Genomic DNA, 23685 nt, shown 5'->3' with positions numbered 1-23685 from the left:
TCTTGCCGGACAAGAGTAAGAGAAGTGGTGGGTGGTACAGGGGTCGAACCTGTGACCTACGGCTTGTAAGGCCGTCGCTCTCCCAACTGAGCTAACCACCCCTCGTCAGGAGCTGCGTATCTTAATGATATTCCCCGCGGCGTCAACGCCTTTTTTGAATTTTTTTTTGTCTTTCAATGAGTTAAGGCATTTAACAGTGAGATGGTGGGCGTGTCCGGCAAGTGGCGACACTGTTATAATCGCATAAATTTCCAGGGTATGAGCGTGAGACAAACCGTGAAACAGAAAAGCTGGCTAGGGCAATTTCTACTTGCGTTTGGTGTGCTGTGCCTTTCGCTTGTGGCGCAGGCGGTGGTGGAGACGGAGAAATTGTCCTCTCCGGAATTGGAGGCACGCTACCGGGTGCTGATCGAAGAAATGCGTTGTCCAAAATGCCAGAACCAAAATCTGGCCGACTCGGATGCGTCGATTTCTGCCGATTTGCGCCGGGAAATTCGCCGGCTACTGGAGGAAGGGTTCACGGATAAAGAAATTGTTGACTATATGGTGGCCCGTTATGGGGACTTTGTTCTCTATAGGCCTCCGGTGCAGCGCAATACCCTGGCGCTTTGGTTGGCTCCTGGCATCTTTGCCCTGGTGGGCCTGTTGGCTTTGATTGTGATTGTGGTGCGTTCTCGCAGTGGTACCGGTGCCAGTCAGGAAGATGGCTCTGGTGAGTTGACCGCTGAAGAGAGGCACCGTTTGAAGAAACTGCTGGGTGATGACCTGGAAGATTTGACTGACCCTGGGAAGAAGAGCAAATGACTGATATTTGGTTTGGTTTGGCGATCTTGCTATTGCTGTTAGCTTTTGTCTTCCTTTTGCCTGGGCTTCGTGGGGCTGGAGCCCGACGCTCGGGTGGCGATAAGCGTGAAGCCCTGGCGCAGTTGTACCGAGAGCGCACACGAGAGCTTCGCGCCGCAGTGGAAAGTGGCGCTATGGATGAGCAGCAATTTACCCAGCTTGAAGCGGAGATGGCCCGGGAGCTGTTGAGCGCCAAAGAGGGTGCAGATGCAGTCACCCCCTCACGGCGTGGTTACGGATTGCTGATTGGCTTGGCGGTTCTGGTGCCTGTGGTTGCAGTGGGGGCCTATGTCCTGTCTGAACGCCCGCAGGAAGTAGCCCTGTACCGTGAGATGTTGGCCAGTCAGCAGGGGCAAACCGACCCCTCGGCTGAAGAGCGAATCACCAACCAGTTGAAGCAGCGGGCCGAGACACATCCAGAGGATTTGAGCAGTCGCTTCGTCTTGGCTCAGAGGCTTCTGGTTAGTGGTGATATCGACGGTGCGGTGAGTGCCTATCGCTATGTGCTGTCGCGGGAACCCGAGGCGGTTATGGTCAAGGCTGAGTTGGCGCAAGCGTTGTTTTTTGCTGGCGGCTCTCAGATAACCGATGAAATCCGCACTCTGGTTGGTCAAGTGCTGCAGGCTCAGCCGAGTAATGGTACGGCGCTGGGTTTGGCGGGAATTGCCGCTTATGAGGATAAGGATTACCGCAAGGCACGGGATCACTGGCAGGGTGCGCTGGCACAGTTGGCGCCTGGGTCTGCCGCGGCAGAGGCGCTGGCGGCGGGTGTGGCCCGCGCAGAAAAGGCCCTGGCTGAAGATGGTAAAGATGGTGCGGTCGAGATTGTTCAGGCCGCTGTAGAGGAAAATTCCGCAGCTGAGGGCAAGGCCGCAGCGGAAATCCGTGTGCAGGTGAGCTTGAGTGATCAAGTCAATGCAGATCCATCGACCCCGGTGTTTATTTACGCTCGCAGCACTGATAGTCCCATGCCCCTGGCGATTGTGCGCCTGACCGCGGGTCAGCTGCCTGCCGAAGTGGTGTTGGATGAATCCCGGGCAATGATGCCGGGGCGCTCCATCTCTACCGTGGATACGGTGCAGCTGATCGCGCGCCTGGCTTTACGTGGCGATGCGCGCCCTGCAGCGGGCGACTGGCAGGGCTCAATTAAGACCCTGCCGAAATCCGATTGGGGTGAGTCACAGTCTATCGTGATCGACCGAGAGCTGTAGATTTATTCGGTATTCAAGCATTCCGTCGGCAGGCCACGATGCTCTTTTGAGTGTCATGGCCTGAGAACTATTTGACGCCTGAGCGGTCACAGCCGCGCCGGTAGTAAATAAGATTTTATCCTGCCGTTTCTGCTGATTTTGTATTGCTTGAAATGTTGGCGTTGGGTACCAGTTAAAGTCGATGCGCGATCATGACTTGACCACTGGCCATTCAGGCCGATAATCCGCGTGAAAAGATACTGTGAAAAGCCGCGCTGAAAGCCCCGGTGGCGCCATGTACAATTGAGTGTTTGGTGATCGGGCCGGCAAAGATAAAAATACCGAGTTTAAGAATACATGCGTCTGAAGTGCATCAAGCTTGCGGGTTTCAAATCCTTTGTTGACCCCACCACTGTTTATTTCCCAACAAACCTCAACTCGGTGGTTGGCCCTAACGGCTGCGGCAAGTCGAATACGATCGATGCTGTGCGTTGGGTAATGGGGGAATCGTCCGCGAAAAACCTGCGCGGCGATTCTATGACAGACGTTATCTTCAATGGCTCCAGTGGCCGCAAGCCTGTTGGCCAAGCCTCTATTGAGCTGGTATTCGATAACTCCGCTGGCAAATTGACCGGCGCCTACGCCGCTTTCTCCGAAGTCTCTGTAAAGCGCAAAGTTACCCGAGAAGGGCAGAATAACTACTACCTGAACGGGGAGAAGTGCCGCCGCCGCGATGTAACTGATCTGTTCCTGGGGACCGGTCTCGGTCCGCGCAGCTACGCGATTATCGAGCAGGGCATGATTTCCAAGTTGATCGAGGCCAAGCCTGAGGAGCTCAGGGTTTATATCGAAGAGGCCGCCGGTATTTCCAAATACAAGGAGCGTCGCCGCGATACGGAAAACCGCATGCGCCGCACCTCGGAAAACCTGGAGCGCCTCACCGATATCCGCGATGAACTGGATCGGCAATTGTCGCGCTTGGAGCGCCAATCCGCCGCGGCAGAAAAATACAGCCGCTTTAAAGAGGAAGAGCGCAGTCACAAGGCAAATTTACAGGCCCTGAAATACCGCGAACTCAATGAACAGGCCGTGGCCAAACAGCAACAAATTGGCGAACTGGAACTCACCGTTGAGGAGTTGGTAACCCGGCAGGTGAACTGCGATACCGGCATCGAGCAAAAGCGCGTTGGCTATCACGAGTTATCCGATGGTTTTAATGAGGTACAGGGGCGCTTCTATGCGGTGGGCGCGGACATTGCCCGCCTGGAACAGAGTATTGCCCATGCCCGCGAGCGCTCCACGCGCCTGCACTCTGATTTAGCCCAGACCGAGCAGGAATTCCGCGAAGCGGAGACCAACCTGGAAGTGGATCGCGAGAAGGCAGCCCAGTTCGAAGAAGAGCTGGAAGTGATCGTTCCAGATCTGGAGATGGTGCTCGCCGCGGAGGAAGATTCCGCCACCGGCCTGCTCGAAGCCGAAGAGCAGATGCGCAACTGGCAAAATGAGTGGGACCAGTTTAATCAGGGGGCTTCCGGCTCTCGCCAGAAAGCCGAGGTGCAGCAGTCCCGCATCCAGCATCTGGAGACTTCCGGGCAGCGACTGCTGGAGCGTATTAACAAGCTCATTGCAGAGCAGGCTGGCCTACAAGTTTCCGAGGATGACGAGGAAACCCTGCAGTTGAATGAACAGCTCGCCGAGCTGGAGTTGCAGGTACAGGAGCGTCGCGAGGAAACTGCCGAGCGCACAGAATCCCTGCAGGAACTGCGCAATCGCGAGCGGGAGCTGGCGACAGAACTGGACCAGCTGCGTCTGCAGTTGCAAACCAGCCGAGGCCGCCAGGCTTCCCTTGAGGCGCTGCAACAGGCTGCGCTGGGGCAGGGTAAGGCGGTGGAAAATTGGCTGCAGCAGCAATCCCTGAGCGATCGCCCGCGTCTCGCCGACCAAATCCAGGCGCAAGCGGGCTGGGAAACTGCGGTGGAAACCGTACTCGGACAGCAGTTACAGGCGGTCTGTGTTGAGCAGTTGGAAAGTTTGACCGAGGGCCTGGAGCAACTGCAAAGTGGTCAGGCCGTCTTTATCGATGGCACTGCGGTGGGGGCAGCCGCCACTGGGCAGCTGCCCACTTTGGCGAGCGTTGTACAGGGGCCGTCGTCTCTCACCGGTTTGCTGGCCGGAATCTATACCGCGGACACTCTTAATGAAGCGCTGACACAGCGCACTGGCCTGCAACCCCATGAATCTATAGTGACTCGCGATGGGCTCTGGCTCGGCCCGAACTGGTTGCGAGTGAGCCGTGCCAGCGATGCCGAAACCGGGGTGCTCGCCCGCAAGCAGGATCTGGAAGCGCTGTCCGCAGAGATATCTCTGTGCGAAGAGCAGATAGAGCAGTGCAGTGAGCAGCGTGAATCTTTGCGCGAGCAAGTTACCGGCGTTGAGCGGGCGATTGAACAGGCCCGCAACGATTCCGAGCAGCTCGGGCGTCGTGAGGCCGAATTGCGCAGTCAGCTCTCTGCCCGCCGCGCCCGCGCGGAACAGATGAGCGAACGTCGCCATCGTATCGAGCAGGAAATCGCCGAGGTGCGCGAGCAGCAGGAGATTGAGGGCGAGTCACTTTCCGAGGCGCGCCTGATGCTGCAGGAAGCCGTGGAGGCCATGAGCGATGACACCGATCGTCGTGAAATGCTCATGGAGCGCCGCGAAGCCCTGCGCGAAGCTCTGGATGCCGCCAGACAGCGTGCCCGCGAAGACAAGGATCGCGCTCACGAGTTGGCGATGCGCGAGCAATCGGTGCGCACCCAGATGGTTTCTCTGGAGCGCACATTGCAGGTGATGAGCGAGCAATTGGAGCGCTTACGCAGCCGCCGCGCCCAGCTGCAGGAGCAGATGGCTGAAACCCAGGACCCCTCCCAGGATTTCCAGATGGAGCTGGAGGAGAAGCTGGGTGAGCGTATCGAGGTGGAAGCTGAGCTGGCAGAAGCGCGTAAAAAACTCGAAGAGGTGGAGACCGGCCTGCGTGAGCAGGAGCAGGAGCGGCATAAAGTTGAGGCGGCTTTACAGGGTGTGCGCGCCCAGTTGGAGCAGGAGCGCCTCTCCGCACAAACTCTCGAAGTACAGCGCAATGGCCTGGTAGAACAGCTGCGCGAAGACGAACAGGATTTGGATCAGCTGCTCGAGCTACTGCCTGGGGATTTGACGATTGCCCAGGTGCAGGAAGATCTGGAGTTGGTGGCCGCGCGTATCTCACGCCTGGGTCCGATCAACCTCGCTGCTATTGATGAATACAAACAGGAGTCCGAGCGTAAACATTATTTGGATCGCCAGTATGGTGACCTAATGGATGCGCTGGAGACTCTGGAAAATGCAATTAAGAAAATCGACAAAGAGACGAGAAGCCGCTTTAAGGAGACCTTCGATCAGGTCAATGCGGGTTTGCAGGAACTCTTCCCGAAAGTTTTCGGAGGCGGTAACGCTTATCTGGAGCTGACCGGCGAGGACCTCCTCGATACCGGGATCGCGATCATGGCGCGCCCACCGGGCAAGCGCAACAGCACGATTCACCTGCTCTCCGGTGGGGAGAAGGCGTTGACGGCAATCGCCCTGGTATTCTCTATTTTCCGCTTGAATCCAGCACCTTTCTGTATGTTGGACGAAGTGGACGCTCCTCTCGATGACGCTAACGTAGGTCGCTACGCACGAATGGTTAAAGAAATGTCAGAACACGTTCAGTTCATCTATATTACCCACAACAAGATTGCGATGGAGATGGCAGATCAGCTGTTGGGTGTGACCATGCATGAGCCGGGTGTATCTCGCCTGGTGTCGGTGAATGTGGAAGAAGCTGCTGAGCTGGCTTCTGCATAAGGCGTAAAAGGAGGGGCGTTAAAATGGATAACTGGCTGGTTACGATCCTCGTTATTGTGCTGCTTGTCGTGGTGCTGGATGGTGTACGCCGCGCAATTTTGCGACAAAAAGCCGCGGTGAAGGTATCGCGGAATCTGTCCAAAGCGATGCAATCCGAAGTGGGGGGCCATGTGGACCCGCTTGTGCAGGAGCAGGCTCGCCCACCGGAAGTGGGTGAGTTTTCCGATGAATCCCAGGAAGAGGCAAAGCCGCGACCGGCAACCAGTGAGTTGCCCGGCCAGGTGCGTGTCGTGCAGAGACGCGCTATGGAAGACGCTCTGCATGTGAACCGACAGGTGCAGGAGAGTTTTATTTCCTCACGCAAACCTCTGGCTGGCAGTACGCCGCAGCGCAGTGCCCATGAGCAAGGGGTGCTGGATCTGGAGGAGCAGGTTCCCACGTTGATGGACTCTGTGGGCGAGGAGCAGCGCTTTGAACCGGCGCTGGACGAGTCCGAGAGTTTCAGTGCACTCACCGAAGAGCGCGTAGAGCCCACGTCCCAAAGGGCAGAGCCCCAATCCCGCGAAACCGATACGCGTGTGTCGGCCAGCAAAGACGCCTCAGCAGAGAAATGCTCGGCCCGCGATGAGGTGTTGGTGATTAATGTGATGGCCCCTGAGGGGGATTACTTTGAGGGTAACGATCTTCTGCGGGTAATGGTGGCCTCGGGTATGCGTTTTGGTGAGATGAATATCTTCCATTACCACGAGGATGGCGGTGCCGATGGCGCTGTGATTTTCAGTCTGGCCAATATTGTTGTACCGGGCGTTTTTGACCTGGCGCAAATGGAGGAGTTTGCCACTCCGGGAGTCAGTATGTTCCTGGCGCTGCCGGTTGAAGGAGAGGCGATAAAGGCTTTCAATCAGATGCTTTCGACCGCCCATAAAATTGCCGAACTACTCGGTGGTGAGCTGAAGGATGAAAATCGTAGTGTTTTCACTGCCCAGACCGCTGAGCACTATCGCCAGCGCGTAGTGGAATACCAGCGCCGTCGCGCCCTGAATAAGGCGCAGGGCTGATAGCCTGCAGCGCTATTAGTTCGCATAGTTTTTATTCGTATAGTTTTTACAATTCTTACTTTCTTTGTAACAGCGCGGCCCCAGCTCGCGGAAAAGCCCTCGGGCTCAACCGCGGCCTGGGGCCGTTGTTGCATTGGAATTCCATTTTTCTGATTTATTTTCACTCGAATAGTCGATGACCAATCAAACCATTCCCCAGTCGATGCGCGAGCGGGTGCAGGCCCTGCACGAGCTGCTCCTCAAGGCCAACTATCAATATTATGTGTTGGATAACCCCGAATTGCCCGATGCGGAGTACGACCGCCGCCTGAGAGAGCTGCAGGATATAGAGCGGCAATACCCGGAGTTACTGAGCCCGGACTCACCTACTCAGCGGGTCGGCGCAGAGCCACTGTCTTCTTTTACTGAAGTGCGCCATGAAGTGCCCATGCTTTCTCTGGACAATGCCTTCAGTGATGAGGAGTTGCTGGAGTTTGATCGCCGGGTGAGAGACCGCCTGAATAGCAAGGGCGCAATCGAATATGCCTGCGAACCCAAGCTGGATGGTATCGCTATCAGTCTGCTCTACCGCGATGGCATTTTAGAGCGTGCGGCGACCCGTGGCGATGGCACCACCGGTGAAGATATTACCCAGAATGTACGCACCGTGGGCTCGGTGCCGCTGCGTTTGCGTGCAGGGGAAGGGATCGTAAACTTCCCGGCTGTGCTGGAAGTGCGTGGTGAAATCTATATGCCCAAGGCGGGTTTCGCCGAGTTAAACCGCAAGGCTGCGGCCGCAGGGGAGAAGCTGTTCGTCAACCCCCGCAACGCGGCGGCGGGCAGTCTTAGGCAGCTCGATTCCCGCATTACCGCGCGGCGCCCGCTTGAGCTTTGTGTCTATGGCACTGGGCTGGTCGAGGGGGCCTCTCTGCCGGAAGAGCATCTGGCAACGCTCGAGCTGCTGGGGCAGTGGGGGTTTCGGGTGAATAGCGAAATGCGTGTGGCAGCGGATATCCAGGCCTGCATCGAATACCACCGCGAACTCGGTGAGAAGCGCGAGGGCTTGCCCTACGATATCGATGGCATTGTGTTTAAGGTGAATAGCATTCCCCTACAGCGCCGTTTGGGCTTTGTCGCCAGGGCGCCGCGCTGGGCCATGGCCTACAAATTTCCCGCACAGGAAGAAATGACCGAGCTTCTGGATGTGGAGTTTCAGGTAGGGCGCACCGGTGCCGTGACCCCGGTGGCCCGTCTCAAACCGGTGTTTGTCGGCGGGGTGACTGTCTCCAATGCCACTTTGCACAATCGCGATGAAATCCAGCGCCTCGGCGTGATGATCGGCGATACCGTGGTGATTCGCCGCGCTGGGGATGTGATTCCACAGGTGGTTTCGGTTGTGGAGAACAAGCGTCCGAAAGATGCCCGTGTCATTGAGTTTCCAACGCACTGCCCGGTGTGTGATTCGCCGGTGGAGTCCACTCCCGGAGAGGCGGTTGCACGCTGCAGTGGTGGTTTGATTTGCAGCGCCCAGCGCAAGCAGGCGATCAAACACTTCGCATCGCGCAAGGCGATGGATATCGATGGCCTGGGGGACAAATTGGTGGAGCAGTTGGTGGATGAGGGGCTGCTGCACTCGGTTTCCGGCCTCTATCACCTGGATCTCGAACAGGTTGCCGGGCTCGAGCGCATGGGACAAAAGTCCGCACAAAACCTACTCGATGCCCTGGAGCGCAGCAAAGATACCACCCTGCCTAAATTCCTTTACGCCCTGGGTATTCGCGAAGTGGGGGAGGCGACTGCGCGTAACCTGGCACGTCACTTCGGCTCCCTTGAATCGTTAATGGCGGCCAGTGAAGAGGCGCTGCAAGAAGTGGAAGATGTGGGGCCTGTTGTTGCTCATTTTGTTGCCGAGTTCTTCCAGCAATCCCACGCTCAGGAGGAGATAGAAGCCCTGCGCCAGGCCGGTGTGCACTGGGCGGTAGAAGAAACTGGTGTTGAAGAGCAACCCCTGGCGGGTCAGACCTGGGTGCTGACCGGAAAGCTGGAAACTCTTTCCCGCAGCGAGGCCAAAGACTACCTGCAGCGTCTCGGTGCCAAGGTGGCCGGTAGCGTCTCGGCAAAAACCCATCATGTCGTCGCGGGCCCCGGTGCCGGTTCGAAATTGAACAAGGCGCGGGAGTTGGATATTCCGGTGATGGATGAACAGGGGTTGATGGAAATGTTGCGTCAGCGGGGCTTTGAAATTTAACGTTAAGTGCGCGGGCACTGTGAAGCAGTGCTCGTACTTCCCGTTAAACCGCACAAACCCTGAATAAATAAATCAGCGAAGCTTAGGGCAACGCTAATGAACGCCTGTGGAGTTATGGCTTTCTGGTCGCTTCGCCGTTAAAGTGCATCTCCTAGATCTTTTTTGCCCTGGGTACCTGATGTCCGGCGGCGCTGTGGTAAGGAATGGAATTAATGCTTCAGGGCGATCAGGAATCCATAGTCTACGGTTGTATCAAGGACAGTAATAGCCTTGCCGGCGGCAGTGAACGCCGTCGTATCAATCGCAATGCAGTATTGGCGCTACCCAGTGCAGACGAGTGGCCTTTTCTCTGTCGCGACATGTTCTCTATTCCCACCATTAAGATGAAGCAGTCCCAATACCAAACGGATGTCATCCATTTTGGCGCCTCCTACCGAGCTGTAGAGTATGAATGGGATATGTGGATTCAGAAGTTTGAGGAATTGCTGAGGAGCATGTATTGGGTTTCCGCCACGGTACATTTGGAGACCGAACTCTCCGGGGTGCATTCCTTTAGTTGGGAGGCCGCGGGTCTCTACCACGAGCCCGGCAGCGGTGATATGCAAGTGCGCTGCGAGTGGACTCAGGAGGGGCGGGTGAGTGTCTAGCAGGGCTCCCTCTTGGGGGTTCCAGGCCCCTGCATACTAATCCTCTCCCACAATTCTTCCCGCACTCTCTAAGGCTTCTTTATAGTTTTCTTCTCTTCGTCTTTTCCTGTGCGACAGCCTTTTCGCGAGGCATCAGTCACAGATTTCGGGCCCTTGTTCCAGTTCGACAACTATATTCCCTGAAACCCCCTTTCAGTGGGACTTTGGTCTGGTAAAGTGCTGTTTGCCATCCCACCGCAGAATGTGGGTTTGGCGGGCTGTTCAGCCAGATGATAAGAATTGGCGCTGCAGGCGCCTTATCAGGAAGGAAATATTATGTTCAAAGCGAACTCTCTACTTTTCGCCAGTGCCTTGATGTTGTCGCCGCTGCTGCAGGCTGCAGAACATGGCAGCAAGAACGAAGCTGCGGAAAAGGCTCCACAAGAAGCCAAGCTCTATATTATCTCCCCGAAAGATGGTGAGAAGGTGCCGCAAACATTCACTGTGAGGTTTGGCCTGTCTGGTATGGGCGTCGCTCCGGCGGGCGTGCAGCGCGATAACACCGGCCATCACCATCTGCTGATCGATGTGGATGATATGCCTGATCTGAGTAAGCCCCTGCCGGCGACTGATAAAATTATCCACTTCGGTGGCGGGCAGACAGAAACTCAGGTGACCCTGCCGCCCGGCAAGCATACGCTACAACTGGTGTTGGGTAACTACATGCACGTGCCGCATGAAAACCCGATAGTGTCGAAGAAAATTACTGTAGTGGTCGAGTAATCACCGGCAAATTCCACTTTTCTGAATGGTGCACAGGAGTGCACCCTGAGAGATATAAATGGGCGACAAATACCGCATCGAAAAGGACAGTCTCGGCGAAATCCAAGTGCCACAGGAGGCGCTTTATGGGGCTCAGACTCAGCGCGCCGTAGAGAATTTCCCTGTCAGTGGCAAGCCCCTGCCCACTGAATTTCTCCGGGCCATAGTGCTGATTAAAAAGTCTGCGGCTGAGGCCAACAGGGATCTGGGTTTGCTCGATAAAGCGCGGGCAACCGCGATAATCGCTGCCTGTGACCGTCTTGGCGATGAGGAATATGCGCACCATTTTCCTGTGGACATTTACCAAACCGGTTCCGGCACCAGTTCCAATATGAATGTGAACGAGGTGCTGGCGCACCTTGCCGCAGAGGGGAATGACCTGTCCATCAGTCCCAATGATCATGTCAATATGAGCCAGAGCAGTAATGACGTGGTTCCCACGGCGATACATGTATCGGCTCTGCTCGCAGTGCGCGACAAGCTGCTGCCGGCACTGCGCAATCTTCATACCAGAATATGCGATAAGAGCGCCGAACTGGAAAACGTGGTCAAAACGGGGCGAACCCACTTGATGGACGCCGTTCCCATCACTATGGCCCAAGAGCTCAGTGGTTGGGCTGCTCAAGTGGAAGCCTGTCGCGAACGCATTCGCGGTTGTATGCCTCGCTTGGTCCAGTTGGCCCAGGGGGGCACGGCGGTGGGCACTGGTCTCAATGCCCACGCCGACTTTGCCGAGCTTTTCGCGCAAAAGTTGAGTGCGCACACCTCCCAGCAATTCCGCCCTGCGGATAATTTTTTTGAAGCGATTTCCAGCCAGGATACTTCCGTGGAGCTGTCTGGGCAGCTCAAGGTCTTAGCTGTGGCGACGATGAAAATCGCCAATGACCTGCGCTGGATGAACAGCGGTCCCCTGGCCGGTCTCAAGGAGATTGAGCTCAAGGCGCTGCAGCCGGGTAGCAGCATAATGCCCGGCAAGGTGAATCCGGTAACTGCCGAGTCGGCCGCAATGGTGGCAGCCAGGGTGATGGGCAATGACGCAACAATCACAGTGGCGGGACAGAGTGGCAACTTCCAGCTGAATGTCATGTTGCCTCTAGTAGCCAGTACATTGCTGGAGAGTATCCACTTGCTCGCCAACGCCGCACAGCTGCTGGCGGATCGGGCGATCGCAAGTTTCACTGTAAACCGCCCTCATATTGAGGAAACCCTGGGGCGTAATCCCATCCTGGTTACCGCCCTGAATCCGGTCATCGGCTATCTGAAAGCCGCAGAAATTGCCAAGGCGGCCTATAAAAGTGGTCGACCAGTGATGGATGTGGCGCTGGAAATGACCGATCTGGACCGTAAGGCTTTAGAGGAGCTGCTGGACCCAGCACACTTGGCCAAGGGAGGGATAGTGGGCGAATAGCCCCTCTTTAGATCAGGAAAATCAGGCAAAGATGCCGATGCCCAACAGTATCAGGGTAATAATCAATGTCATGAGCATCATCCAGCGAAAGAGGCGCAGCAGGGTGGCCTGATCTTCAGGTTCCAGCATTCTTCTGGGCATTCGCGCCTCCTGCGGCGTTGACAGATACCTGTCGATCCCTCACGATTCGACGCCGCGTCGGTACCTAGGGAACATTTGATTAATTTTGTAATGTTTCTGAGAGGCTTTCAGAGTCTCCAAGGTACTGACAATATAATGGTAGCGCCACAAGACGTGGCTATCTCACCTGTTTTGAAATCAATGTATCCAGATCACCATGGCCAATAAAAGTCGCCGCTCCTTTATTACCAGTGTGCTCGCCTGTGTCGCATTTATTGCGGCGGCGATCTATAGCTGGGACCTGCCTGTCAAGGATGTTCTTTATTACCTGGTCCTATTGCTGGCAGCGCTGTTTGTCATTATTGCAGCTGCGATGGGTTTTGGGGCCGTATTGAGCTGGTTGCGCAGGCGAAAGTAGACAGATGGCGGCATCAGAAGAGGACATTCGTATACCCATTGCCTACCTGGAGCGACTGCTGGAGGAGGCGACTCGCCACGGCTGTGATCGTGCGGAGTTGCTTGAGTCGGTCGGTATCGATGAGCAGGAGCTGGAGGGCGTGGCCGCATTTTCGGCCATCAAATACGGCCGTCTTTACCAACGGGTTATGTGGCTGGCTCAAAATGAGTGGTTTGGCATGCTCAGCGGGGGGCGGGTGCGCTCGGGCTCCTTCCGCTTGTTGTGTATGGCGGTGGTCAATTGCGCAACTTTGCGCCAGGCCATTACGCTCTGTGCCGAGTTTATGGAAATCTGCCGTGGTTTTAAGGTAAAGCCGGAATTACAGAGCGATGAAGCCGGCCGCGTTCGGGTGGAAATCCACGGTATCAGCTCCCTGGAAGCGGGGGAGTTTGACCGGCTGCTGGCCTCCACAAGCCCCAGCGTGGTACGTACCACCTTGGCAGTTTGGCACCGTTTTTACTGCTGGCTGGCGGGGCGTGAAATCCCGCTGGCACGTTTACATTTCTCTTTTCCCTGCCCGGAAGAGTTCCGCAGCCTCGCTCAGAGTGAAGCGGACGAGCTGTCTTTTGAGCAGCCCTTCAACGCACTTGAATACGACGCGCGCTATCTCGACTATCCGGTGGTGCAGAGCCCCCAGATGGTGGAGGATTTTATTCGCACAGCGCCCTATCACCTGGTGATCAGTGACGGCAGCGCCAACAGTATCAAAACCAAGGTTAAAACCATCCTCAATCGGGATGTGAGTGAATCCATGCCCGCCGCCGAAGCTGTGGCGGATCGGCTCAATATGTCGGTGACAACTTTGCGCCGCCGCCTGCAGCAAGAGGGCACTTCCTACCAGAAGTTGAAAGATGAGTGCCGCATGGAAGCCGCCTTCCATTATCTGAGCTGCCCGGATCTGTCTAATGGGCAGATTGCCGAGATGCTTGGATTTGATGAATCCAGCGCCTTTTTCCGCGCTTTTAAAAAGTGGACTGGGATTACGCCAGGCGAGTATCGCCGTGGCGGCCGCGCCGCTGCCGGCCTGGATATTTGACTACTCTGGTCACATTTTTTCGAATTCCCGCCTCGATTTGTCACCGCTTTGGACGGATTTCGCCATAGAGGGGGCCGCAGCCTTACTACTATGATGAACCAATCTTAGTAATTAGTCACAACTATGACCGGTCAGTTTCTGGCTGGTCTTAACATAACCGAATTGAGGGTATCAGGATGACCGATATCAAAGTGCCACTGCGCGAGATGCGTTTCGTAATGCGCGAGATGCTGGACTCAGATAAGCATTACGAGTCTCTGGGTTTTGAGGAGGCAACTCCTGATGTCGTGGATGCCATCCTGGAAGAGGGTGCCAAGTTCTGTGAAAACGTACTGGCTCCGCTGAATCAGATCGGCGACCAGCAGGGCTGCACCTGGAAAGATGGCGAAGTCACCACTCCAGAAGGCTTTAAAGAAGCTTATCAGCAGTTTGTAGAGGCCGGTTGGCCGGCGCTTCCCCATGACCCCGAATACGGCGGTCAGGGCCTGCCGCCCTCTCTGGGCACCATCATGAGTGAGATGGTGGGTATCGCTAACTGGTCCTGGGGTATGTACCCCGGCCTGTCCCACGGTGCCATGAACACCCTGGAAGAGCACGGTACCGAAGAGCAGAAGAGCGTTTACCTAACCAAGCTGGTTGAAGGTAGCTGGACTGGCACTATGTGTCTGACCGAGCCGCACTGTGGTACCGACCTGGGTATCCTGCGCACCAAGGCTGAGCCCAATGCGGATGGCTCCTACGCGATTACCGGCACCAAAATCTTTATCTCCGCCGGCGAGCACGACATGACTGAGAACATCGTGCATATCGTTCTGGCGCGCCTCCCGGATGCCCCTGCTGGCACCAAGGGCATTTCCCTGTTTATCGTACCCAAGTTTGTACCCAATGCCGATGGCTCCCTGGGTGAGCGCAATGGTGTTGTGTGTGGCTCCCTCGAGCACAAAATGGGTATTCATGGTAATGCCACTGCAGTGTTGAACTTTGACGGCGCTAAAGGCTTCCTGATTGGCGAGCCGAACAAAGGCCTGAACTATATGTTCACCTTTATGAATACTGCGCGCCTGGGTACCGCTCTGCAGGGTCTGGCCCACTCTGAAATTGGCTTCCAGAAATCCCTGGCATACGCCAAGGACCGCCTGCAAATGCGCTCCCTGTCCGGTGCCAAGAATCCTGAGGGTCCCGCTGACCCGATTATCGTGCACCCCGATGTACGTCGCATGCTGATGACCCAGAAGGCTATATCTGAAGGCAGCCGCATGCTGGTTGTTACCTGTGCGCAGCTGGTAGATATCACTCATAAAGGTGACGACGAAGCGAAGAAAGAAGCGAATGACCTGCTGGCTTTCCTGACTCCAATCGCCAAGGCATTTATCACCGAAGCCGGCCTTGAATCCGCTAACCTGGGCCTGCAGTGCTTCGGTGGCCACGGCTACATCGCCGAGTGGGGCATGGAGCAGAATGTTCGCGATGCGCGCATCTCCACCATTTACGAAGGCACGACAGGCGTTCAGGCTCTCGACCTGTTGGGCCGCAAGGTATTGATGAGCCAGGGCGAACTGCTGCGTCGCTTCACCAAGAAAGTGCACAAGTTCTGCCAGGCGGAAATCGACAACGAAGCGCTTGCGCCTTTCGTTACCAAGCTGCAGGAGCTGAACAAGCAGTGGGGCGACCTGACCCTGCATGTAGGCGGTAAAGCGATGGAAAATCCGGACGAAGTCGGTGCGGCTTCCGTGGATTACCTGATGTTCTCCGGTTACACCGTGCTGGGTTACCTGTGGGCGCGTGCGGCTAAAGTCGCCAACGACAAGCTGGCTGAAGGCACTGCGGAAGCAGATTTCTATAATGCCAAGCTGAAGACTGCCCGCTTCTATTTCGAGCGCATCCTTCCGCGTACCGCTAGCCATGCTGAAACTATGCAGAGTGGCGCGGCCAACCTGATGGATCTGGACGCAGAGCATTTCGCGTTCTAAATCCAGCCTCAGCAAAAAACCGCCGGTTTTCACCGGCGGTTTTTTTTACCGGCGCCGAAGTGGCCAATGACGGAGAGATTCCGATGCAATTGCCGGATTCAGTTCAGGAGCGCCTGCGGCGCATAGCTTGTTCGTACCCACTTGCTCGGGTACAGTTCAGCCTGCCGGATGCCTGTGACTTTTATGTTTACGTAAAAGGAGCTCCGAATGATCTCGAAGTGGTTTCCGAGTTCGGGCAAACGGAAGAACCGGCACTAATATTGGTAATGGCTAATCATACTTTGAATGCAATTTTGGATGGCCATTTGAACGCTAGGCACGCCTTTCTGTTGGGAGATGTCCAATATTCTGGAAATACAGAGTTGGCCGCTGCGCTGGCAGGTTTGTTTCCTGCGCAGAGCAAAGAGGTAAGCGGGCTTTGAGAGGCATGAATCAGCCTCTTTTTTATTGTCTCGCAACATACTACAAACAATAAATAATTTCTCGCTGGCTCCGAAAGATGGCAGGTTTCGTCTATAAGGACGGGAGAAGTGAGCAAGCGATAACAACAATCAGGAATGGGAGAAGAGAGTTGGACATTGATCGCAGCATTCTCGATGTATTTAAAGGCGCATGCGCCAAATTTAGTGACCGACCGGCTTTCACCTGCCTGGGGCGAACCCTGACCGTTGGTGATATCGATACCCTGAGCGCAAAGTTTGCCTCCTATTTACAAAACCAAACTAATTTAAAGCCCGGCGATCGCATTGCTATCCAGCTGCCCAATGTACTGCAGTATCCTGTGGTGGTTTTCGGCGCTCTACGTGCCGGACTCGTGGTCGTCAACACCAACCCGCTGTATACACCGCGTGAATTAAAGCATCAGTTGAATGATTCCGGCGCCAAGGCGCTGGTAGTACTGGCCAATATCGCCGATACCGCTTCTGCCGTTGTAGACGAAACCAGTGTTGAGAAAGTGATTGTTACCGAGATCGCCGATCTGCATAGCCCTCTAAAGCGGGTTCTGATTAACGGCGTAGCCAAGCACATCAAAAAAATGGTGCCGGAATTCTCCTTTTCCCAGCAGGTGAATTTCCGTGAGGCTCTCTCCCTCGGTGCACAGCAGGCCAGCGAAGATATTGAACGCGCACCAGAAGATATTGCGGTGTTGCAATACACTGGCGGCACCACCGGCGTTGCCAAGGGTGCAATGCTGACCAATCGCAACCTGGTTGCCAATATGCAGCAGGTGCTCGAAGCGTTTGGCAGCGGTATGAAAGAAGGTGAGGAGTTCTATATTGCTCCGTTGCCGCTCTATCATATTTACGCTTTTACCATTCATTGCATGTGTCTGTTCTCCACCGGCAACCACTCCCTGCTGATTCCCAATCCGCGCGATATTCCCGGCTTTGTGAAAACCCTGAAAGGGCAGCGTTTCACTGGCTTTGTGGGTCTGAATACCCTGTTTAATGGCCTGATGCTGAATAAAGATTTTGCAGAGCTGGATTTCAGTAAACTGCACTCAACGGCTTCCGGCGGTATGGCGTTGACGAGAGATACCGCCAAGCGTTGGGAAGAGCTGACCGGCTGTGTGGTGATGGAAGGTTACGGGATGACTGAAACTTCTCCCGTTGTGTCTTTCAACCCCACCGATGGCGTGCAGCTAGGTACCGTGGGTATCCCGGTTCCGGGAACCGAAGTCAAAGTCGTGGATGAGAACGGCAACGACTTGCCGAATAATTCTCCCGGTGAACTCTGTGTACGTGGTCCTCAGGTAATGAAAGGCTACTGGCAGCGCCCAGAGGCCACGGCTGACACCCTCGATAGCGAAGGCTGGTTGAATACCGGTGATATGGCGGTGATCCAGGACGATGGTTACATCAAAATTGTGGATCGCAAGAAGGACATGATTATTGTGTCTGGCTTCAATGTGTATCCCAATGAGATTGAGGATATCGTCAGCGCCCATCCAAAGGTGACCGAAGCCGCGGCTATTGGTATTCCCGATGATAAGAGCGGTGAGCAGGTGAAGCTTTTTGTGATTAAGGCGGACCCCTCTCTGACTGAGAAAGAGGTCATCGCTTTCTGTCGCGAAAATATGACGGCTTACAAGGTGCCGAGATCGGTTGAATTCCGCGATGATCTGCCGAAGACGAATGTTGGCAAGATTCTGCGCCGTGAATTGCGCGAAGAAGAATTGAAGAAGAAGGATGCAGTCGGCGCTTGATCGATAGTTAGCCTGTAAATATTTGGCAGGTTATTGCGACACAAGGATGTGTTGCTGTCGGTCGATTGAGCGGCTCTGGTCCACTAAAATCCCCTCAAACTCCCCCCCCCTTGTCTGCGTCAGTAATTCCTCGGCGACTATCTAATCGAAAAAAATCTATTCACTGATTGCCGGGTGAACGATTCCCCTGTGCATGTATGAGGGTCTCCCAAAAGCTCCGCTGAAAATAGTGGGCTTTTTTGTCGGCTTGTTTTACTCGCAATCGAGATATTCGTTTACCGGCGGAGGGGAGATAAAAAGATTAATAGGGATGTTTAGGGCAAGAAGCGATATCGATAAAAAGAGATTGGGCTTCTACTGCGGCGATGCTGGGGTTATCACCGCAGTAGAAGATTCGACGGGGTATTTATTTGCGGGCTTCGGAACTCGCGTCGCGAATCGCGCGGAACTCGTTGCCCTCGTACCAGTTGGGCCAGTCGCGGCTATTGGCTAGCTGCAGACCTAATTTGAGGCCAAGCTGCAGATCCATGGCTGAGCCTTTCAGGTTCCAGGAGGGATCATACTCGTCGCCGGGTTTATGGTAATGCTGGCTGACATACTCTGCCCCTTTTGCCTGGGCCCATTCGCGGCCATGCTCAAAATCGTCTGTGCCGGAGTCAAAGTACAGCATGGGTACGCCTTTTTTCGCCAGGCTGAAGTGATCTGAGCGATAGAAGTAGCCGCGCTCAGGGTGCTCTTCCGCAGCCAGGTAGCGGCCCTGTCCCTTGGCTGATACTTCCAGCAGTTGTTCCAGCTCACTGCTGCCGTAACCGATGACGGTAATGTCACGGGTCGGGCCCAATACGTTCATGGCGTCAAAATTGATGCCCGCGACGGTTTTCTCTAAGGGGGCAACGGGCTTTTCTGCGTAGTATTTGGAGCCGAGCAAGCCGGACTCTTCAGCGGTTACGGCAACAAACAGCAGTGAGCGCTCTGGGCGATCCAGCTTTACTGCCTCAGCGGCCATAGCCAGCAGGCCGGCAGTGCCAGTGGCGTTATCTACGGCACCGTTAAAGATCTGGTCTTCACCTTCCGCATTTTTGTTCACGCCCAGGTGATCCCAGTGCGCGGTGTAGACAACCACCTCATCGGGATGCTTTTTGCCTGGCAGTTTGGCGACCACATTGCGGGAATTGGATTTCTGCAGGCTGTTTTTCAGCTCTACGCTAGCAGTAACCCCGAGAGCCTTTGGTTTGAAGCCCTGGGTTTTGGCTGCGTCCATTTCCTTTTGTAGATCCAGACCCGCTGAACGGAATAGTGCGTTGGCGGCTTGGTTGGTCATCCAGGCTTCAATGGCAACCCGGTCAGCGTTTTTGTTCTCGGCTTCGAGGCTGACTTGTGCCCCAGACCAGGAGCCACTGACCACTTCCCAGGGATAACCGGCAGCACCAGTTTCGTGAATGATAATCGCACCATCGGCACCTTGGCGGGCGGCTTCCTCGAACTTGTAGCTCCAGCGACCGTAATAGGTCATGGCATTGCCATTGAACAGAGCTTCGTCTTTGGTCGCGTAACCGGGGTCATTCACCAAAATGACTGCGGTTTTGCCTTTCATATCCAGGCCGGCGTAGTCATTCCAGTTATTCTCTGGAGCGACAATGCCGTAACCGACAAATACCAGCTCGCTGCTCTCCAGGGAGGAGCCCGCGGTTTGTCTCTGGGTGAAGGCCACCATATCGTCGATCGGTTGCAGCAATTGCTCAAAACCATCTCCCTTGAATGTTAGGGGGGTAGTTTCTATTTCCATTTCCACGATAGGGACTTGTTGGAACCAGCTGGGTTTGCCGGCAGCGTCCATAGCCCCAGGCTCCAGCCCAAGGGCCTTGAACTGATCCGCCAGGTAATTCACAGTGAGTTCTTCACCTTTGGTGGCAGGCGCGCGCCCTTCGAACTTGTCGGAGGCGAGGATCGCAACATGTTTGTGTAGGTCTGCGGCAATCGCATCAACCTGAGCCTGTTCGGCTTCGCTGAGAGACAGCTTGGCGTCAGGTGTCTGTTGGTGATCAGTGTGGGCTGCGTCGTGATCAGCGTGCGGCTTGGTTGCTTCGGTGGTGCCTTTGCCACAAGCGGTCAGAGCGCTGCCGACGGCAATGGCCAAGCCGAGGCGGCGCCAGAGGGTAGGGATTTGCATAATTATGTCCTGTGAGTCTTGCTCAGATGGGGATTATGCACGATATAAAGCAAACTAACGACAGTTCTCAAAGAACCCAAGGGGGTATTGAAAGGTTGGGGTAGTTGGCAGGAGAGAAGAGCCCGCGTGACTCACACGGGCCCGAGTAAGCATTTATTTGGGAGTGGTTGGAGTGGGGTTTACTCGCTGCGCAGCCACTGACCTTCATTCGATTGGTCTTGATAGTTAATCCAGACCTTGTCGTAGCCGGTGGCTTCCTTCGCCGCCTTCAAGGCTTGATTGTCTTTACTGTTGGTGGGTACCTCAAAGACATATTGGCTGCCAAGGGCTTGACAGCTGGCGCTTCCGTAAGCCCAGGGGCCGATAGAGGCGGTAGCCACCCAGCTGCCATCACTTATATTTTTGCAGGCGAAGCTGTATTGATTGCTGCAGTTGGAGTCGTTCCAGCGGCCATTGCCCCACTGCATTGCACAATCTTCATTATTGAGGTTATTGGGTTCGTTTTGATCCCAGGACCAGATGGCAGCGGCGATACGGCCGTCACTGGTGTTCATATTATCCAGGTTGATAATGTTGTGACCCAGGGCGAAGCCATTGCGCACATCGTTAGTGGTAATTCTCTCGATGCCACCACTGAAGATTTCGCCAATAGTGCCAATAGTAGTGCTGTCCTCCCATACGCGTCCGATTTCGCCGAGTCCGGTAAAGGCCATATTCTGCATGCTGGTGTTTCCAGAGCAGCCACCATCCTTCCAGAGCACTACCTGTTTACCGGCAGCGAGCACCTGGTTCTTGGTGAGTGTGCTGGGGATGCTTTGGCAGCCGCCGCTGTAATAGATTTTGTCACCGAATCTGCTGGTTAACTGATCGTAGAGATCCTGGTGGTGGCCATCGGAGTGGTCTTCGATATACAGGATAATCACCTCATCCTGGTTGGCGCTGTCATTTAGCCAGTCCCTCACCTCGTTGAAGCCTTCGGTAGCGTACTTGTCATTCAGACTGCAGAACCCGTGACAGAGCAGCAGGCGTTTGGGGTAGGAGAAAAGACTCTCCATCTTTGCTGTCCAGTGAACGTCCAGCTCAATAAATCTTGCCCCCAATCGCAACTGATCTTTGATGGAATATTCCTGTTGGGGATCGAGATAGCGACAACCTACAGAAAAGTTACAAGCCCGATAGACTTCTGAATTGTAAGAGTTGTGTGTGCCGAGAATATTGTTCTCACTCATAGGGGTGTGGTTGTCGATTTTCCGTTGCAGATCCAGGGCTCTGCCGGTCCAACTATTTTGAAAATCGGAAATGTTATCCGCCCAAAGTGGAGTGCTGACAAATAGAATGATAGAGATTACCGCCTGAATAAACTGCCTGATAGTATGCTTCATTATTATTTTCCGCAGGTTTTTTTTTGAATGTAAGTAACCTTTCCCTTCAGTTTGGTGACTTGAAGTGAGGGAAAAGCTTTATTGATTTTTATTGATTTAATTATTATTGGTGGTGCATTGTTAGGTGGGGCTTTTATTGTTTTTTATTTTTTACTATGGATCGGTTCTTCTGTCTATAGAGAGTGGAGCATGTTATTTGTTTTTGCGATTGTTTTTGGCCTAAAGGTCGGTCTGGATGGATAGAAAGTTCAAATATTGAGTTGGGAATGTTTTGTGTGGAGATTTACTCTCTTTTTTATGTTTCTGCTAAAGCAAAAAATATTCTCCTTCTTGTGAGTTTGGGAGTAGAAGGTTTCGATTTTTGTCTGCGCCACTTTATTCCTCTGATTGTATTACTTCCTTTATTTTCCATGGGGCGTATTGCGCCGCAGAATAATCGTTTTTGGCGTGATTTATCCTGTTCGAGGATTGATTGAGGTGGCTTTAGCTTGAAAGCTTTGTTGAAAGCGATGAGGTTCTTATAAAAAAATAAGCTCTACACTTATTCAAACACCAGTAGATATTTTAGGGGTTGGTTGGTCAGTGCTCCCTTTTTTTGGGGGGTAAGTGATAGGATTCGCGAACCATGCAAAGACTCAATAAGTGGACCATTTTACTGGGTTCCTTTCCCGCCACCTTTATCCTGGGTCTGGATTACACCATTGTCAGTATCGCCCTTCCTACAATCCAGCAGAGCCTTGCGGCTACGTTTATCCAGACCCAATGGATTATCAACATTTTCATGCTAATGCTGTGTATCCTGATGGCGAGTATGGGGCGCCTTGGAGATATTGTTGGCTCATTGAAGATGCTTAATATTGGCTGGCTACTACTCGCGCTTGGTTCCCTACTCGCGGGACTGTCAAATGATCCTCTGTGGTTGATCGTTTGGCGAGGCCTTCAAGGCGTAGCGATTGCAATCATTGTGCCGAATAATATTGCCCTGTTATCCCACAGCTTTGTAGAAAAAGAAGCCGGCTTTGCCATGGGGTGGTGGATGTCTATTTTGGCAATTGGCTTCGCCCTTGGCCCGGTAATTGGTGGCTTCATGTGCCATTTCTTTTCTTGGCGCTCGATTTTTTATATCAACATCCCCTTTGTATTGGCTAGTGCCGCAATAGGGCTCTTTGTCATGAAGAGTCCTCAGAGCCTGGATAGGGAAAAGAGCTATATCGATTGGCGTGGTATGATTTTACTCGCACTCAGCGTGGGATCTCTGGTTTTACTAGTGATAGAGGGGCCACAAATTGGATGGTTGAGTTGGCCTATTCTGGTTCTGTTAGGGGTCTCAGTGCTTAGCTTTTGGTTACTTTACCGGATTGAAGTCAAGCTGGAACAGCCACTCATCCATTTCTCCTATTTTAAAAATCCGCTTTTTTCTGCCTGTGTACTCACTAATTTCAGCCTGCTGGTTTTCCTGATTTCCGCTTTCTTTCTACTACCTTTCTACCTGCATGTTGTGCGTCAGGATACCACGGTAATGTCTGGCCTGATTTTGCTGCCGATCACTCTGGTGATGGCACTAGTTTCTCCTGTAGCGGGGCGAATGGCGACAAGCTACAGACCGGCGGTACCCATCTTGATTGGTGTGATATGTATTTTGATCGCCGCTATTGTGATGACTCAATTTTCCACTGATACAAATCTTGTTACGTTGTTATTAGCTTTTGTCCCTTTTGGTATTGCTTGGGGATTTGTCTTTAGTGCCACTGCGCCCATTGCTATTGGTGCCCTGCCGGCGAATAGTGCTGGTATTGCCACGGGAATGTTGTGGGGTATTCAGAATATTGGCGCTGCCTTAGGGTTGGCTGTAACCGGTACGGTTTTTAGACTATTGGAAAAGCACAATCTATTGTTGCAGATTAAACAGGCGGGCCTGGAAACCACAAAGTTATTTGAAAAATATATCAACTCTCTGTTAATGAACCCTGAGCGAGTGGATTACAGTGCGGCGGGCGTATCTGTTCAGTTGCATACTCAAGTAGTCGAAATGTTCGATCGTTCTTTTGCTCTAGCATTCCAATCGGTCATGTGGGGCTTGGTGGTATTTACCTTTCTTTTATTAGTGGCAGTAGCGTTGTTGTTACTAAAAGCACAGCGATCTCACGCTTTTTAGTTTTACCTTTGGCGTCTCTAAATATAGTTGTCGTGTACGAATAATAGAATTAAATGAATATACTAATAAAAGAGGGCTGGTTTAATAGCGAGCTTCTTAGGGTGGGTATATTTGTTTAGATTGAATTAAGTCATCGGGCAACTTGTACACCCGT

At 53.9% G+C, this 23685-nt stretch carries 18 protein-coding genes and 1 tRNA gene; 16 read left to right on the top strand and 3 right to left on the bottom strand.

The annotated features are described in order from the left end of the window. Positions 1-25: 25 nt before the first annotated feature. A tRNA-Val gene (locus ACJJID_RS10380) sits at positions 26-101 on the bottom strand. Between the two features lie 175 nt (positions 102-276). On the opposite strand from ACJJID_RS10380, the gene ACJJID_RS10375 reads away from it, so the two are divergent. The 13 genes from ACJJID_RS10375 (at position 277) to ACJJID_RS10315 (ending at position 17824) form a co-directional block, all read left to right on the top strand. Beyond that, positions 277-804 carry a cytochrome c-type biogenesis protein gene (locus ACJJID_RS10375; RefSeq protein WP_253868615.1) on the top strand — a complete coding sequence of 176 codons (528 nt, stop codon included), beginning with the start codon at positions 277-279 and terminating at the stop codon, positions 802-804. Then, on the top strand, positions 801-2054 hold the full coding sequence (ccmI, locus tag ACJJID_RS10370; RefSeq protein ID WP_444919428.1) for a c-type cytochrome biogenesis protein CcmI: 1254 nt from the start codon (positions 801-803) through the stop codon (positions 2052-2054). The genes ACJJID_RS10375 and ccmI overlap by 4 nt, the downstream gene beginning before the upstream one ends. 336 nt (positions 2055-2390) lie before the next feature. Next, on the top strand, positions 2391-5894 hold the full coding sequence (gene smc, locus ACJJID_RS10365; RefSeq protein WP_444919427.1) for a chromosome segregation protein SMC: 3504 nt from the start codon (positions 2391-2393) through the stop codon (positions 5892-5894). Positions 5895-5917: 23 nt separating this feature from the next. Then, on the top strand, positions 5918-6952 hold the full coding sequence (zipA, locus tag ACJJID_RS10360; RefSeq protein ID WP_444919426.1) for a cell division protein ZipA: 1035 nt from the start codon (positions 5918-5920) through the stop codon (positions 6950-6952). A gap of 175 nt (positions 6953-7127) precedes the next feature. After that, positions 7128-9179 carry an NAD-dependent DNA ligase LigA gene (gene ligA, locus ACJJID_RS10355; protein WP_444919425.1) on the top strand — a complete coding sequence of 684 codons (2052 nt, stop codon included), beginning with the start codon at positions 7128-7130 and terminating at the stop codon, positions 9177-9179. Between the two features lie 212 nt (positions 9180-9391). After that, a complete protein-coding gene (locus tag ACJJID_RS10350; RefSeq protein WP_152456343.1) occupies positions 9392-9826 on the top strand; it encodes a hypothetical protein in 435 nt (144 codons plus the stop codon). A gap of 315 nt (positions 9827-10141) precedes the next feature. After that, positions 10142-10588 carry a DUF4399 domain-containing protein gene (locus ACJJID_RS10345; RefSeq protein ID WP_444919424.1) on the top strand — a complete coding sequence of 149 codons (447 nt, stop codon included), beginning with the start codon at positions 10142-10144 and terminating at the stop codon, positions 10586-10588. A 58-nt stretch (positions 10589-10646) separates the two neighbouring features. Next, positions 10647-12035 (top strand): class II fumarate hydratase, encoded by a 1389-nt coding sequence (locus tag ACJJID_RS10340; RefSeq protein ID WP_444919423.1) that lies wholly within the window; start codon positions 10647-10649, stop codon positions 12033-12035. A gap of 337 nt (positions 12036-12372) precedes the next feature. Beyond that, positions 12373-12573 (top strand): hypothetical protein, encoded by a 201-nt coding sequence (locus tag ACJJID_RS10335; RefSeq protein WP_152454125.1) that lies wholly within the window; start codon positions 12373-12375, stop codon positions 12571-12573. Positions 12574-12577: 4 nt separating this feature from the next. Next, entirely contained in the window at positions 12578-13648 is a 1071-nt protein-coding gene (locus ACJJID_RS10330) for an AraC family transcriptional regulator ligand-binding domain-containing protein (RefSeq protein WP_444919422.1), read from the top strand. A gap of 176 nt (positions 13649-13824) precedes the next feature. After that, the gene (locus tag ACJJID_RS10325; protein WP_444919421.1) at positions 13825-15618 is read left to right on the top strand and encodes an acyl-CoA dehydrogenase C-terminal domain-containing protein; all 1794 of its coding nucleotides are present in this window, start codon (positions 13825-13827) and stop codon (positions 15616-15618) included. A gap of 83 nt (positions 15619-15701) precedes the next feature. After that, positions 15702-16040, top strand: coding sequence for an SCP2 sterol-binding domain-containing protein (locus ACJJID_RS10320; RefSeq protein WP_444919420.1), 339 nt, complete (start codon positions 15702-15704; stop codon positions 16038-16040). A gap of 149 nt (positions 16041-16189) precedes the next feature. After that, positions 16190-17824 (top strand): AMP-binding protein, encoded by a 1635-nt coding sequence (locus tag ACJJID_RS10315; RefSeq protein ID WP_444919419.1) that lies wholly within the window; start codon positions 16190-16192, stop codon positions 17822-17824. Positions 17825-18230: 406 nt separating this feature from the next. Here ACJJID_RS10315 and ACJJID_RS10310 read toward each other — a convergent pair whose 3' ends face one another. Both ACJJID_RS10310 and ACJJID_RS10305 read right to left on the bottom strand, forming a co-directional pair. After that, entirely contained in the window at positions 18231-19994 is a 1764-nt protein-coding gene (locus ACJJID_RS10310; RefSeq protein ID WP_444919418.1) for a M28 family metallopeptidase, read from the bottom strand. A gap of 179 nt (positions 19995-20173) precedes the next feature. After that, entirely contained in the window at positions 20174-21376 is a 1203-nt protein-coding gene (locus ACJJID_RS10305) for a phosphatidylinositol-specific phospholipase C domain-containing protein (RefSeq protein WP_444919417.1), read from the bottom strand. A gap of 81 nt (positions 21377-21457) precedes the next feature. Here ACJJID_RS10305 and ACJJID_RS10300 point away from each other — a divergent pair, with 81 nt between their 5' ends. The 3 genes from ACJJID_RS10300 to ACJJID_RS10290 all read left to right on the top strand — a co-directional run bounded on the left by ACJJID_RS10300 (position 21458) and on the right by ACJJID_RS10290 (position 23531). Then, a complete protein-coding gene (locus ACJJID_RS10300; protein WP_444919416.1) occupies positions 21458-21619 on the top strand; it encodes a hypothetical protein in 162 nt (53 codons plus the stop codon). 32 nt (positions 21620-21651) lie between these two features. After that, positions 21652-21852, top strand: a complete 201-nt coding sequence (locus tag ACJJID_RS10295; RefSeq protein ID WP_444919415.1) for a hypothetical protein — start codon at positions 21652-21654, stop codon at positions 21850-21852. 149 nt (positions 21853-22001) lie between these two features. Continuing rightward, positions 22002-23531: an MFS transporter gene (locus tag ACJJID_RS10290; RefSeq protein WP_444919414.1), complete on the top strand. Its 1530-nt coding sequence runs from the start codon at positions 22002-22004 to the stop codon at positions 23529-23531. Positions 23532-23685: the final 154 nt, after the last annotated feature.

The sequence above is a fragment of the Microbulbifer sp. CnH-101-G genome (assembly GCF_052466775.1).
This window is presented reverse-complemented; position numbering and strand designations above follow the sequence as displayed.

Bases quoted from the DNA above. Each gene is read 5' to 3' on its own strand.
- ccmI (WP_444919428.1), top strand. From the start codon at position 801: ATGACTGATATTTGGTTTGGTTTGGCGATCTTGCTATTGCTGTTAGCT.
- smc (WP_444919427.1), top strand. From the start codon at position 2,391: ATGCGTCTGAAGTGCATCAAGCTTGCGGGTTTCAAATCCTTTGTTGAC.
- zipA (WP_444919426.1), top strand. From the start codon at position 5,918: ATGGATAACTGGCTGGTTACGATCCTCGTTATTGTGCTGCTTGTCGTG.
- ligA (WP_444919425.1), top strand. From the start codon at position 7,128: ATGACCAATCAAACCATTCCCCAGTCGATGCGCGAGCGGGTGCAGGCC.
- ACJJID_RS10350 (WP_152456343.1), top strand. From the start codon at position 9,392: ATGCTTCAGGGCGATCAGGAATCCATAGTCTACGGTTGTATCAAGGAC.
- ACJJID_RS10345 (WP_444919424.1), top strand. From the start codon at position 10,142: ATGTTCAAAGCGAACTCTCTACTTTTCGCCAGTGCCTTGATGTTGTCG.
- ACJJID_RS10340 (WP_444919423.1), top strand. From the start codon at position 10,647: ATGGGCGACAAATACCGCATCGAAAAGGACAGTCTCGGCGAAATCCAA.
- ACJJID_RS10335 (WP_152454125.1), top strand. From the start codon at position 12,373: ATGGCCAATAAAAGTCGCCGCTCCTTTATTACCAGTGTGCTCGCCTGT.
- ACJJID_RS10330 (WP_444919422.1), top strand. From the start codon at position 12,578: ATGGCGGCATCAGAAGAGGACATTCGTATACCCATTGCCTACCTGGAG.
- ACJJID_RS10325 (WP_444919421.1), top strand. From the start codon at position 13,825: ATGACCGATATCAAAGTGCCACTGCGCGAGATGCGTTTCGTAATGCGC.
- ACJJID_RS10320 (WP_444919420.1), top strand. From the start codon at position 15,702: ATGCAATTGCCGGATTCAGTTCAGGAGCGCCTGCGGCGCATAGCTTGT.
- ACJJID_RS10310 (WP_444919418.1), bottom strand. From the start codon at position 19,994: ATGCAAATCCCTACCCTCTGGCGCCGCCTCGGCTTGGCCATTGCCGTC.
- ACJJID_RS10305 (WP_444919417.1), bottom strand. From the start codon at position 21,376: ATGAAGCATACTATCAGGCAGTTTATTCAGGCGGTAATCTCTATCATT.
- ACJJID_RS10290 (WP_444919414.1), top strand. From the start codon at position 22,002: ATGCAAAGACTCAATAAGTGGACCATTTTACTGGGTTCCTTTCCCGCC.